The sequence below is a fragment of the Amycolatopsis orientalis genome (assembly GCF_000943515.2).
Lineage (GTDB): Bacteria > Actinomycetota > Actinomycetes > Mycobacteriales > Pseudonocardiaceae > Amycolatopsis > Amycolatopsis orientalis.
Genome location: NZ_CP016174.1, coordinates 7274453 through 7287818, shown reverse-complemented (window position 1 = coordinate 7287818; position 13366 = coordinate 7274453). Strand labels below are relative to the sequence as shown.

Sequence of the window (13366 nt, the reverse complement as noted above, 5' to 3'; positions counted from 1 at the left end):
CGTGACGTGCCTTCAGACCCCGAGACGAAACCGGCCCCGTCCGCGCGGAAGGCCGGTGTCCTGCCGCTGGTGTCGATCGGTGCGCTGCTGGCCGCGGTGGTGGCCGTCGGCCTGGTCGCGCTGACCGGTGGCGCCGGTTACGTCATCGCGGGATTGCCGGATCCGGGGCTGGTGACGCGCTACGGCATCACCGTCGTCCGGGTGCTGGCCGAGGCGGCTTCGGTGCTGTGCGTGGGTTCGCTGCTGCTCGCCGCGTTCCTCGTCCCGCCGCAGAAGTCCGGCACGCTCGCGGCGGACGGCTACGCCGCCATCCGGGTCGCGGGCGTCGCCGCGTGGGTGTGGTTCTTCGCCGCCGCCGCGTCGATCTTCTTCTCCGCGGCCGACGGCGCGGGGCGCCCGTTCACCGAGGTGCTCTCGCCGCAGGTGCTGATCGACCTCGTGGACGCCATCGAGCAGCCCAAGGCCTGGTTGTTCACCGCGTTGATCGCGCTGCTGGTCGCGCTCGGCTGCCGTCTCGCGCTGACCTGGGGCTGGACGACGGTGGTCTTCTTCCTGTCCGTCGGCGGCCTGATCCCGGTGGCGGTCACCGGGCATTCCGCGAGCGGCGGCTCGCACGACATGGCGACCAACAGCCTGCTGTTCCACCTGGTCGCCGCCGCGCTGTGGGTCGGCGGGCTGGTGGCGCTGCTCGCGCTCGGCTGGCGCCGCGGCGAGAACCTGACGCTCGCCGCGACCCGGTTCTCCAAGCTGGCGCTGGTCTGCTGGATCGTGATGGCGGTCTCCGGCATCGTCAACGCGCTGGTGCGGATCAGGATCGCCGACCTGTTCACCACCGACTACGGCCTGCTCGTGCTCGCGAAGATCGTCGCGTTGCTGCTGCTCGGTGTCTTCGGGCACCAGCAACGGCAAAGGGGTGTCGCCGGGCTGGTGAACGGCGCGGGCGGCGGGCAGTTGCTGCGGCTCGCCGCGGTGGAAGTGCTGATCATGTTCGTCACGATCGGCATCGCCACCGGACTCGCGAAGACCCCGCCGCCGCAGGAATCGTTCACCCAGCCGTCCACGACGGAACTGTTGATCGGCTACGACCTTTCCGGTCCGCCGACCGTTTTCCGGCTGCTCACGGACTGGCGGTTCGACCTCGTCTACGGCACCCTCGCGCTCGTGCTCGCCGGGCTGTACCTCGCCGGTGTACGGCGGCTGCGGCGCCGCGGCGACACCTGGGCCACCGGCCGGATCGTCGCCTGGCTCGCGGGCTGTTTCGTGCTGCTGATCGCGACGTCGTCCGGTATCGGGCGGTACGCGCCCGCGATGTTCAGCGTGCACATGGGCAACCACATGCTGCTGTCCATGGTGGCGCCGGTGCTGTTCGTCCTCGGCGGGCCCGTGACGCTCGCCCTGCGCGCGCTGCCCGTGGCGGGCAAGGACGCCCCGCCCGGACCGCGCGAATGGGTCCTCGCCTTCGTGCATTCGCCGGTTTCGCGGTTCCTGACGCATCCGATCGTGGCGCTGTTGCTGTTCGTCGGTTCCTTCTACGGCCTGTACTTCTCGGGCCTGTTCGACGCCGCGCTGAACTACCACTGGGCGCATCTGGCGATGAACGCGCACTTCCTGCTCGCCGGGTACGTCTTCTACTGGCCGGTGATCGGCGTCGACCCGGCGCCGCGCCGGATCCCGCATCTGGGACGGCTGGGGATGATGTTCGCCGCCATGCCGTTCCACGCGTTCTTCGGGATCGCGCTGATGAGCATGCAGACCGTGCTCGGCCAGGACTTCTACCGTTCGCTGAAGCTGCCGTGGGTCACCGACCTGCTGACCGACCAGCGGCTCGGCGGCGGGATCGCGTGGGCGTCCGGGGAACTGCCGGTCCTGCTGGTGCTGGTCGCGCTGCTGGTGCAGTGGGCGCGTCAGGACGAGCGGGAGGCCCGCCGCCGGGACCGGCGCGAGGACGCTTCGGGCGACGCGGATTTGAACGCCTACAACGCGATGCTGAAGAAACTCGCCGATCAGGGCCGGGGCCCGGGCTCCGGTTCTTGACCGCGCTCTTTACCACATCCTCGTGTCCGCGCGGCTCTTCCGCGCCGAGTTGTCCACAGGTAGCCCCCATCGCCGGGAGTTGTCCACAGATCCGGTTCCCGCCCGTTTCCGGCCCTTGCCCCGAGGCAGTCTGGTGATCGAGGGAAACACCGGGAACGGCCCGGATCGAGGAGAAAGGCGAGTGTGATGGCGATGGGCGAGACGTGGGTGACCATGATCGGCAATCTGACCAGCGAACCGGTCCACCATCCGGAGCGGGTGCACGGGCACGACGTCGTGTCGTTCGGCTTGCGGAGTGTCGAACGCCGGTACGACAAGGAAAGAGGGGAGTGGGGCGAGGGGCGGCAGCTGGCGGTCAAGGTCACCTGCTGGCGGAAGCTGGCGATGGCGGCCTTTTCCTGCCTCAGCAAAGGGGATCCGGTGATCGTGGCCGGGCGGCTGCGGGGCGCCGAGACCGCGGAGGAGATCCCGGCACCTCTCGGTCTACCTGAGCTTGAGGCCTTCTCGATCGGTCCCAACCTCGCACGCTGCTCGGTCGAGATCCGGCGGCTCGGGCGTGACCGGCCCAGGGCGATCCCGCTGGCGCCGCCGCCCGCGGGGAATCCCATGGTCACCGCGCTGGAGGAGGCGTCCGTGGGCTGAGGATCCCGATGCTCCTCAGTGATGTGAGGCTGACTGTCGGTAGTTCGGTGGTGACCGCCGTCAAGGTCGCGATCGGCTCGCTCTACGATCGCTTGTATGGCCGAGTTCATCTACACCATGAAGAAGGTGCGCAAGACCGTCGGGGACAAGGTCATCCTCGACGACGTCAGCACCGCGTTCTACCCCGGCGCCAAGATCGGCGTGGTGGGGCCGAACGGCGCGGGTAAGTCCACCGTTCTGAAGATCATGGCGGGGATCGAGCAGGCCAGCAACGGCGAAGCCTTCCTCCAGCCTGGCGCCAGCGTCGGCATCCTCATGCAGGAGCCGGAGCTCAACGAGGAAAAGACCGTCCGCGAGAACGTCGAGGAGGGGTTGGGCGACATCAAGGTCAAGCTCAACCGCTTCAACGAGGTCGCCGAGCTCATGGCGACCGACTACAGCGACGAGCTGATGGAGGAGATGGGCAAGCTCCAGGAGGACCTCGACCACGCCGACGCGTGGGAGATCGACTCCGCGGTGGAGCAGGCGATGGACGCCCTGCGCTGCCCGCCGCCGGAAGAGCCGGTCACCCACCTCTCCGGTGGTGAGCGCCGCCGGGTCGCGCTGTGCAAGCTGCTCCTGTCCGCGCCCGACCTGCTGCTGCTCGACGAGCCCACCAACCATCTGGACGCCGAAAGCGTGCTGTGGCTGGAGCAGTTCCTCGCGAACTACGCCGGCGCCGTCCTCGCCGTCACCCACGACCGGTACTTCCTCGACAACGTCGCCGAGTGGATCATGGAGCTCGACCGCGGCCGCGTCGTCGGCTACGAGGGCAACTACTCGACGTACCTGGAGAAGAAGCGCGAGCGCCTCGAAGTCCAGGGCAAGAAGGACGCCAAGCTCGCCAAGCGGCTCAAGTCCGAACTCGAATGGGTCCGGTCCAACGCCAAGGCGCGCCAGACCAAGTCGCGGTCCCGGCTCGACCGTTACGAGGAGATGGCCGCGGAGGCGGACAAGCACCGCAAGCTCGACTTCGAAGAGATCCAGATCCCGCCGGGGCCCCGGCTGGGCAGCGTGGTCGTCGAGGTCGAGAAGCTGCGCAAGGGCTTCGACGACCGGGTGCTGATCGACGGGCTGTCGTTCGACCTGCCGCGCAACGGCATCGTCGGCGTGATCGGGCCGAACGGTGTCGGTAAGACGACCCTGTTCAAGACGATCGTCGGGCTCGAAGAGCCGGACGCGGGCCAGGTCAAGATCGGCGAGACGGTCAAACTGTCCTATGTGGACCAGAACCGCGGCGGGATCGACCCGAAGAAGACGGTATGGGAGGTGGTTTCGGACAAGCTGGACTACATCCACGTCGGGCAGACCGAAATGCCCTCGCGTGCCTACGTCAGCGCGTTCGGTTTCAAGGGCCCGGACCAGCAGAAGCCGGCGGGCGTGCTCTCCGGTGGTGAGCGCAACCGGCTGAACCTGGCGCTGACCCTCAAACAGGGCGGGAACCTGATCCTGCTCGACGAGCCGACGAACGACCTGGACGTCGAGACCCTGGGCTCGCTGGAGAACGCCCTCGAGCAGTTCCCCGGCTGCGCCGTGGTCATCTCGCACGACCGGTGGTTCCTCGACCGGGTCGCGACGCACATCCTCGCCTGGGAGGGCACCGACGAGAACCCCTCGCAATGGTTCTGGTTCGAAGGTAACTTCGAGGGCTACGAGAAGAACAAGGTCGAGCGTCTCGGTGCCGAGGCGGCTCGTCCGCACCGCGTCACCCATCGCAAGCTGACCCGCGACTGAGGGCCGGGGGTTCCCCGTGGAAGCCAGCAAGCGCCAACGGCCGGGCCCGCCCACCACCATGGTGGGTGGGCGGACGGCTGCCACCGGGGGAACCTTGTCCGCTGTCGGCAGGCTGATCGAACGAGCGGACGCCCTGCACCTGAGGGCGCCCGAACTCGCGCTGGTCCTCGGGGAGCGCGCGGCCGCGCTCGCCGAGGCGGCCGGTGCCGACGAGCAGTGGATCCGCGCGGAGAGCCTGGTGGTGACCGCCCGGGTCCGGCTCGGTGGCCGTCCCCGGACGGTCGGCCGGGCGGTGGCCGCCCTGCGCGCCGCCGAACACGCGGGCTACGGCGACATCGCCGCCCGGTTGAGGATCGACCTCGCGGTCTGCGCGCGCAGTGTCGGCATCCCGTTGACGGGGCTGGCCGCGCTGCGTCCGCTGCTGGCGGATCCGGCGGTCTCGCCGGTGCACCGGGCCGAGGCGCTGTGCCATCTCGTGGGCTGCCTGGCGCAGTTCGGCCGGAAGGCGGAACTGGACAGGGTGCTCGCCGAGGCGGACAAGCTCGTACTCGGTGACAGCTCGATGGCGGCGGATTCCCAGCTGCTGATCCGCGCGTTGCTGCGGGTCGGGGTGTCGGCGCACCGTCGACGGCACGGCGATCTGACGGCGGCGGCCGACGCCGCGCGGACCGGGCTGGGCATGCTCGAAAAGCTCGGGAACCCCGAAGACGACGGCGGTCTCGTCCGGATCCGGCTGATCCTGCAACTCGTCTGCACGTTGCTCGACCGCGGTGCCACGGAGATGGCGCTGGAGGTCGCGCAGCCGGTCCTCGATGCGCCCGTCCGGGCCGCCGGGATCTCGCCGGCCGCGTGGCTGCGGCTGGCGGTGGCCACCCGGGTCCTGCTGCCCGCGGGATCCGGGGAAGCCGCGGGCATGCTCGTGCGCGAAGCGGTCGCCGGGACCGAAGACCACGGCCTGCACGCCGTCACGGCACGGTTGTGGCTGGAACTCGCGCAGATCGAGGAAAGGCTCGGCCGTCCCGAGGAGGCCATCGGCTGCCTGCACCGTTCGCGGGCCGCCGAGCATCTGCACGCCCGTGCGCGACGGCAGGCGTGCAATGTCCTGCTCGGCGAGTTCGGCGCGGCCGAGAACACCGCGGTCGACCTCGACGACGTCCTGCGGGCCGTCGCCACGCGATCGGCCGCCACCGTGCCCACGCCGGCTCCGGCCGAAGTGACCGCGGTGATGGCGCCGATCGACGTGACGCCGCCGAAGCGGGCGGCCGCCGAGCCGCCGGTTCGGCGGGAACCGCCGCGGCCCGCACGGCAGAGCAGGGAGGCGGAGCCCGCGCCGGTGCGGGACATGCCCGCCGAGCCGCCGCGTCCCGTCGTGCCCGAGCCACCGGCGGAGCCTCCTGTCATGGAGACGAAGACCGAAGCGCCGGTGCTGAAGCCGCCGTCCCGTCCGGACCCCGCTCGGGAAGCCGCGGCGGCCGACAGCGACTGGCGCCGCCGGGTACCGAAGAAATCCCCGGAGCCCAAGCCGTCGATCAGGTTCGAACCCAAAGCCGAACCCGCCGCGCCGAAGCTGATGCCGCCGCCGAAACCGGCACCGCGACCGGGGCCCGAGCCCTCCCGGCGTGCTCGTCCGGAGGCGCCCGCGGCACGCGAGCGTGCCGTCCCGTCCTCTCCCGACTCGACTTCCGGTTCGACGGCCGGGCGGCACGAAACCCCGGCCCCGGCCGCACGGCGCCGCGCCGAGGAACCCGTCCGGTACGAGGAACCGGTGCCGCCGCCCGTCCAGGAACCCCTGGTCCCGGAACTGCTTCTCGCTCCTGAACCCGCCGCCGAACCCCGGCCGCGGATCGCGGCGGAGACGGAAACGCCGCGTCCGCCGGGGACCGCCGCCCCGTTGTGGGAGAGCGACGAATGGGCGGCCGAGGAACGCGCCCGCCGATCCACCGCCCCCGTCTCCCGCACCACCAGGCACGACGCCGAACACGGTTCCGTGGCGGCGAAGTCGGTGCTGGACCGGCTCGGGATCTCGAGCACCGGCGGGCACGGCGGTGGCCGCCGCCGCGCGGACGCCGGGCATCCCGATCCGGCCGCCGAGCACCACACCGAAGCCCCGTACTCCCGTCGGGAGCAGGCGCCGGTGGAGTACTCCGAGCCCGCCGTCCCGCTGGCGCCGCCGCCCCGGGAAGACCCGGCGCCGTCGTACGACACCGATTTCCAGGACAAGCCCCAGCAGAGCGCCACGGACGAGGTCGTGGATCCGTGGCTGCCGCGGTTGCGGATGCCGCCCGCGCTAGACCCGCTGACCGACACCGGTTCCTGGCGGCCGATCACGCCGTTCCCGGAGAGCTACGCCCGCGCGATCGCGGAGGACGAGCCGCCGCCGGACGCCGGTCTCGCCGACCTGCTCGCCCGTGCCCTCGCCGAGCACCAGGCGGGCACCGCGAGCGCCGCCGCGCTCGTGAAACAACTCGGTTCCCAGGACTCGGGAAAGCGTCCGGTCAACGGCCGCGACCGCCACCGCGCCAACGGGAGCGACTGACCCGGCGAGAGCAAAGGTCCCTTGCTCCACCTCGGTCGGAGCGGCGGCGGACTGGAACGATTCAGTCGACCGGGTGAGGCTCGCCGTCATCCCTCTGAACGGGAATGGGCGCTGGTCACCCCCGGTGCGGCGGGGTGCGCGAAGGTCCGGACAGACCGCCTATGTGACCGGCCGGTAGCTGAACCGATCACGGCGATTCCGCTATCTGAGCAGGGAAATCTTCGACGGACGGGAATGACCCGGCCTTGTGGGGGCGTCAGTCCGGAGCTGTAGGTTGGGGTCTGGGCCGGGACAATGTCGTGCCGGTCGCGGTGTCAATCTCGCACAGTGGAGAGTTGCCTCAAATGAGCTCGACGGGAGTCTCGTCCCCGCCCGGAAAAGATGTCGGCACCGAAGACGGCGCCCGGCGCCGGTCGGTGAACCCGGAGCAGATCCGGGACGACCTGATCGACGCCGCCGCGGCGTACGCCCCGGAGATCGGCGACCTGATCCGCCTGTACTACCGGCACATCCCGGCCGAAGAGATTCTCGGTGACGACCCGGTCGACCTCGTCGGCGCCGTCCGCTCGCATCTCCAGCTGGCGAAGGACCGGATGCCCGGCCGTCCCGCGGTGCGCCTGCTGAACCCCACCGGTCCCGAAGACGGCTGGACGCGGGAAGCCACCGTCGTGCAGGTCGTCACGGACGACATGCCCTATCTCGTGGATTCCGTCGCGGCCGAGTTCGCCCGTGACGGCGTGCAGGTGCAGCGCATCGTGCACCCGATCGTGGTGGTCAGCCGGGATCTGACCGGTGAGCTGCTGGCGGTCCACCCGGACGCCGACCCGGCCGAACCGCCGTCGAACTCGGCCGCCGAGTCGTGGATGTACATCGAGATCGATCTGGTGACGGATCCGAACCGCGCCCGTGAGCTGGACAACCGGCTCTCGTCGGTGCTGGGCGACGTGCGCGAGGTCGTCGAGGACACCGACAAGATGGCGGAGACCGCGCGCCGTCTCGCCGACGAGCTGGACGAGAACCCGCCGCGACTTTCCGAGCACGAGGTCGCCGAAGGTGCCCGGTTGTTGCGCTGGCTCGCCGACGGCCACTTCACCTTCCTCGGTTACCGCCGCTACGAGCTGATCGACAATCCGCACCCCGAGAGCGACGAGCCCGCCTTGCGCGCGGTGCTCGCGACCGGGCTGGGCGTGCTGCGCCAGGACAGCCTCGCCGCGCGCAGCCTCACCGCCGGGCCCGACACGGCGGTGTCCGCGCTCGCGCCGACGCTGCTGGTGCTGACCCAGGCGAGCGCGCCGTCCACGGTGCACCGCCCGGTCTATCCGTACTACGTCGGCGTGAAAACGTTCGACGACAACGGAAAAGTCACCGGCGAACACCGCTTCCTCGGCATGTTCACCACCACGGCGCTGCACGAGAACGTGCTGGACATCCCCGTGGTGTGCAACAGGGTTCGTGAGGTCATCCACCGCGCGGGCTTCCCGATGGAGTCCTTCTCCGGTCAGCGGATGCTCGAAGTGCTGCAGAACTGGCCGCGCGCGGACCTGTTCTCGGCCGACACCGATTCGCTGTACTCCACGACGACCGGCGCGATCACGTTGTCGGATCGCCGCCGGCTGCGGCTGTTCCTGCGCCGCGACCCGTACGGCCGCTTCTACTCCTGCCTCGTGTACCTCCCGCGCGACCGCTACACGACCCGTTCGCGGCTCGCGATGCAGGAGGTCCTGCTCGAAGAACTCGAAGGCACGCAACTGGAGTACAGCGCGCGCATCGGGGAGACCGTCCTCGCGCAGGTGCACTTCATCGTGCACACCGATCCCTCGCAGCGGTCCGAGCCGGACACCCTGCGCATCCAGGAACGGCTCAACGAAGCCGTCCGCAGCTGGGACGACCGGATGGTCGAGGCGATCCTCGCCGAGCGCCGCGAGCGCGCCGGGGACAGTGGCGTCGCGATCGGCCTGCTGGGCGAGGAGTCCGCCGGCGAGCAGGGGCAGCGGTTCGCCGCGGTGTTCCCCGAGGGCTACAAGGAGGACTTCACCGCGCTCGAAGCGCTCGCGGACCTCCGCGCCCTGGAGTCGCTGACCGACGAGGGCGACCTGTCGATGTCGTTCTACCTGCCCGCCGACGCCGAGGCGGGGGAGCGGCGCTTCAAGCTGTACCTGCGCGGCGAGGGCGTCACCCTTTCGCAGGTGCTGCCGGTCCTGCAGCGGATGGGCGTGGAGGTCGTCGACGAGCGGCCCTACGAACTGCGCCGCGAGGACGGTGGCCGCTCGTGGATCTACGACTTCGGCCTGCGGATCGACCCGCAGGTCCTCGACCACGCCGACCTGGACCTGCGTGTCCGCTTCCAGGACGCCTTCCACGCCGCCTGGCGCGGCGACTGCGAGGTCGACGGTTTCAACGGACTCGTCCTGCGCGCCGGGCTCACCTGGCGCCAGGCGGCCATCCTGCGGGCCTACTCGCGGTACCTGCGCCAGACGAAGATCCCGTTCTCGCAGGAGTACATCGAGAACACCGTCCTCGCGCACACCGACATCGCCACCGCGCTGGTGCGGTTGTTCGAGACCCGGTTCGACCTCTCGATCGGCGACGAGGCCCGCGCTTCGCAGGCCGAACAGCTCACCGCCGAGATCGGCAAGCTGGTCGACGAGGTGACCAGCCTCGACGAGGACCGGATCCTGCGGCGGCTGATGGCGGTCATCCTCGCCACGCTGCGCACGAACTACCACGTCACCGACGAGGACGGGAAGCCCCGGCAGTACCTGGCGCTCAAGCTCGACCCGAGCGCGGTGCCGGAACTGCCCGAGCCGCGGCCGAAGTACGAGATCTTCGTGTACTCGCCCCGGGTCGAGGGTGTGCACCTGCGCTTCGGCGACGTCGCCCGCGGTGGTCTGCGCTGGTCCGACCGCCGGGAGGACTTCCGCACCGAGATCCTCGGCCTGGTCAAGGCGCAGGCGGTCAAGAACGCCGTCATCGTGCCTGTCGGCGCGAAGGGCGGCTTCGTCGTGAAGCGGCCGCCGTCGCCGACCGGTGACCCCGGCCTGGACCGCGACGCCCAGACCAACGAGGGCATCGCCTGCTACCGGATGTTCATCTCCGGGCTGCTGGACATCACCGACAACCGTGTCGAGGGCAAGACCGTCCCGGCGCCGAACGTGGTCCGCCACGACGGTGACGACAGCTACCTCGTGGTCGCGGCGGACAAGGGCACCGCGAAGTTCTCCGACATCGCGAACGAGGTCTCGGCGAACTACGGGTTCTGGCTGGGCGACGCGTTCGCCTCCGGCGGCTCGGTCGGCTACGACCACAAGGCCATGGGCATCACCGCGAAGGGTGCCTGGGAGAGCGTCAAACGCCACTTCCGCGAGCTGGGCAAGGACACCCAGACCGAGGACTTCACCGTCGTCGGCATCGGCGACATGATGGGCGACGTCTTCGGAAACGGGATGCTGCTCTCGGAGCACATCCGGCTGGTGGCCGCCTTCAACCACCTGCACATCTTCCTCGACCCGAACCCCGACTCGGCGACCTCGTTCGCCGAGCGCCGCAGGCTGTTCGACCTGCCGCGTTCGTCGTGGGAGGACTACGACCGCTCGCTGATCAGCGAGGGCGGCGGCATCTATTCGCGGTCGGCGAAGACGATCCCGATCAGCCCGCAGGTCCGCGAGGCGCTCGGCCTCGGCGAGGACGTCACGAAGCTGGCGCCGAACGACCTCATGCAGGCGATCCTGCTCGCGCCGGTCGAGTTGCTGTGGAACGGCGGCATCGGCACCTACGTCAAGGCCGAGACCGAGACCCACGCCGACGCGGGCGACAAGGCCAACGACGCCTTGCGCGTCAACGGGAACCAGCTTCGCGTCAAGGTCGTCGGCGAGGGCGGGAACCTGGGCCTGACCCAGCTGGGCCGGATCGAGTTCTCCCGCGCGGGCGGCAAGATCAACACCGACGCGCTCGACAACTCCGCGGGCGTCGACTGCTCCGACCACGAGGTCAACATCAAGATCCTGCTGGACCACCTGGTCTCGACCGGATCGCTGGGCGCGGAGCAGCGCAACGAGCTGCTGGAGCAGATGACCGACGAGGTCGGCGAGCTGGTGCTGGCCGACAACTACCGACAGAACGCCGTGCTCGGCGTCAGCCGGGCCCACGCCGGGCCGATGGTCTCGGTGCACCAGCGGCTAGTCGCGGCGCTGGTCGCGAAGGGCGCCTTCGACCGCAAGCTCGAAGCCCTGCCGAGTTCGGCGGAGTTCCGCGCGCTGGAGAAGGCCGGCCACGGCCTGACGTCGCCGGAGCTGGCGACACTGCTCGCGCACGTCAAGCTCGACCTCAAGGACGAGTTGCTGGCGAGCGAGCTGCCGGACTCCGAGGTGTTCTCGCGCCGTCTGCCCGAGTACTTCCCGAAGCCGCTTCGCGAGCAGTTCGGTGAAGCGATCTTCCAGCACCCCCTGAAGCGCGAGATCATCACCACGATGGTGGCCAACGAGGTCGTCGACGGTGCCGGGATCTCTTACGTCTTCCGGCTGATGGAAGAGATGAACGCGACCGCGACCGACGCCGTCCGCGCGTACGCCGTGGTCACCCACGTGTACGACCTGCCCTCGCTGTGGGCCCAGATCGACGCGCTGGACAACGTCGTGCCCACCGAGGTCGCGGACGAGATGATGCTGGAGACCCGCAGGCTGCTCGACCGGGCCGCCCGCTGGTTCCTCACCAACCGGCCGCAGCCGCTGGCCCCGCTCGCCGAGATCAACCGGTTCGGCCGGGTCGTCGGCGAACTGGCCCCGCGGGCGCACGAGCTGCTCCGCGGCGTCGAGTGCGCGTCGGTCGACGCGAACACCGAGCGGCTGATCGACAAGGGCGTCCCGGCGGAGCTGGCCCAGCGCGTGGCGCTCCTGCTGCACACCTTCGGCCTCCTCGACATCACCGACGTTGCGGAGATGGCCGAACAGCAGGCCGGCATCGACGCGGTGCACACGCCGGCGGAGACCGCGGGCCTCTACTACGCGCTCTCCGATCACCTCGGCATCGACAAGATGCTGACGTCGATCAGCGGTCTCGAACGCGGCAACCGCTGGCACGCGCTCGCGCGGCTGGCCCTGCGGGACGACGTGTACGGTTCCCTGCGGACGATCACGCTGGACGCCTTGCGGCACAGCGATTCCGGTACCGATCCGGATGAGAAGATCGCCCACTGGGAGAAGACGAACGCCTCGCGGCTGCAGCGGGCCCGCGTCGCGCTGGACGAGATCAGCCAGTTCGGCAAGCTCGACCTGGCGACGCTGTCGGTCGCGGCGAGGCAGATCCGGAGCACGGTGAGGTAGTGAGCTACATTTCCCTGATCCGGCCGCGCTGGTCGGATATGGATGTCTACGGGCATGTCAACCACGCGAACCTGGTGACCCTGCTCGAAGAAGCCCGGATCCCGCTGCTGTTCGGGGACGCCGTCCGGGCCGGGCTCACCGAACTGCCCAAGGGCATCGTGGTGGTGAAGCTGGCCGTCCATTACCGTTCGCCGATCGTGGTGTCCGACCAGGACATCCGGGTGGAGATCTCGTTGAAGGACTTGAAGCACGCCAGCTTCACCCTCGGCTACAAGGTGCACAACGGGCCGGCCGAGGCCGACAAGGTCGCGGTCACCGCGGAGACCGTGCTCGCGCCGTTCGACACGGCGTCGGAGCGGCCGCGGCGGCTGACCGAGGACGAACGCGCCTTCCTGGAGAAGGGGTTCGCGGATGCCTGAGCTCTTCATCCCGGACGCGGGCGACCGCGAAACGCTCGGCGCGTTCGTGGCCAGGGCGGTCCGGCTCGACCAGAACACGCTGGTGCGGCTGCGTCAGCGCGGTGACGGCGTCGTGGAGGCGTGGAGCGCGACCCCGTTCGACGTCCTCGCCACCAGGGCCGTCGCGGGCGACATCACGCCTTCCGACATCACGGTGTCCGGGAACGAGTTGCTCGCCGCGCTGACCGTCGCCGGTGGCGAGCGCATGGATCCGGGCCCGGCCCGGGATCTGATGTGGCATTCGGAGCTGCCCGCCCCGGGGCGCTGGCAGCTGGTGGACGAACTCCCGGCGACGGTGATCTCGGAGCTGGCCGATCGCGGGGTGGCGCTCGCCCGCGACAACGTCGGCCCGCACGGCAACCCGCCCGCGTCGCTGATGGACCAGGCGGTGCTCACCGTCACCGGCGGTGAACTGGAGATCAAGGTCCAGATGCGGTGCCTGTTCGCGTTGTCCGGGATGGGGTTCCTGGACTCGTCGATCGCCGACGACGTCGTCCGCGTGACCGCGACGGAGTCGTGGATGCGTATCGACGCCCGCTACGGCGCCGTCCTCAAGCGCCGTCACGCGCTCCTGCCCCTGCTGTTCTGACGGGGTTCTTACCGCT

General features: G+C 69.9%; 7 protein-coding genes. All 7 read left to right on the top strand.

The features are described from left to right. The first annotated feature begins 6 nt into the window (after nt 1–6). Entirely contained in the window at nt 7–2034 is a 2028-nt protein-coding gene (locus SD37_RS31630; protein ID WP_044855907.1) for a bifunctional copper resistance protein CopD/cytochrome c oxidase assembly protein, read from the top strand. Between the two features lie 192 nt (nt 2035–2226). Beyond that, complete coding sequence (locus SD37_RS31625) at nt 2227–2676, top strand: single-stranded DNA-binding protein (RefSeq protein ID WP_235783745.1); 450 nt, start codon at nt 2227–2229, stop codon at nt 2674–2676. Nucleotides 2677–2772: 96 nt separating this feature from the next. Next, the gene (gene ettA, locus SD37_RS31620) at nt 2773–4449 is read left to right on the top strand and encodes an energy-dependent translational throttle protein EttA (RefSeq protein WP_044855908.1); all 1677 of its coding nucleotides are present in this window, start codon (nt 2773–2775) and stop codon (nt 4447–4449) included. A gap of 16 nt (nt 4450–4465) precedes the next feature. Then, nucleotides 4466–6985, top strand: a complete 2520-nt coding sequence (locus SD37_RS31615) for a hypothetical protein (RefSeq protein WP_044855909.1) — start codon at nt 4466–4468, stop codon at nt 6983–6985. A 344-nt stretch (nt 6986–7329) separates the two neighbouring features. After that, nucleotides 7330–12303 carry an NAD-glutamate dehydrogenase gene (locus SD37_RS31610; protein ID WP_044855910.1) on the top strand — a complete coding sequence of 1658 codons (4974 nt, stop codon included), beginning with the start codon at nt 7330–7332 and terminating at the stop codon, nt 12301–12303. Next, complete coding sequence (locus SD37_RS31605) at nt 12303–12722, top strand: acyl-CoA thioesterase (protein WP_044855911.1); 420 nt, start codon at nt 12303–12305, stop codon at nt 12720–12722. Before SD37_RS31610 ends, SD37_RS31605 begins: the two co-directional genes overlap by 1 nt. Further along, entirely contained in the window at nt 12715–13350 is a 636-nt protein-coding gene (locus SD37_RS31600; RefSeq protein ID WP_044855912.1) for a DUF8010 domain-containing protein, read from the top strand. The genes SD37_RS31605 and SD37_RS31600 overlap by 8 nt, the downstream gene beginning before the upstream one ends. The last annotated feature ends 16 nt before the right edge of the window (nt 13351–13366 follow it).

Bases quoted from the DNA above. Each gene is read 5' to 3' on its own strand.
- SD37_RS31610 (WP_044855910.1), top strand. From the start codon at position 7,330: ATGAGCTCGACGGGAGTCTCGTCCCCGCCCGGAAAAGATGTCGGCACC.
- SD37_RS31600 (WP_044855912.1), top strand. From the start codon at position 12,715: ATGCCTGAGCTCTTCATCCCGGACGCGGGCGACCGCGAAACGCTCGGC.
- ettA (WP_044855908.1), top strand. From the start codon at position 2,773: ATGGCCGAGTTCATCTACACCATGAAGAAGGTGCGCAAGACCGTCGGG.
- SD37_RS31625 (WP_235783745.1), top strand. From the start codon at position 2,227: ATGGGCGAGACGTGGGTGACCATGATCGGCAATCTGACCAGCGAACCG.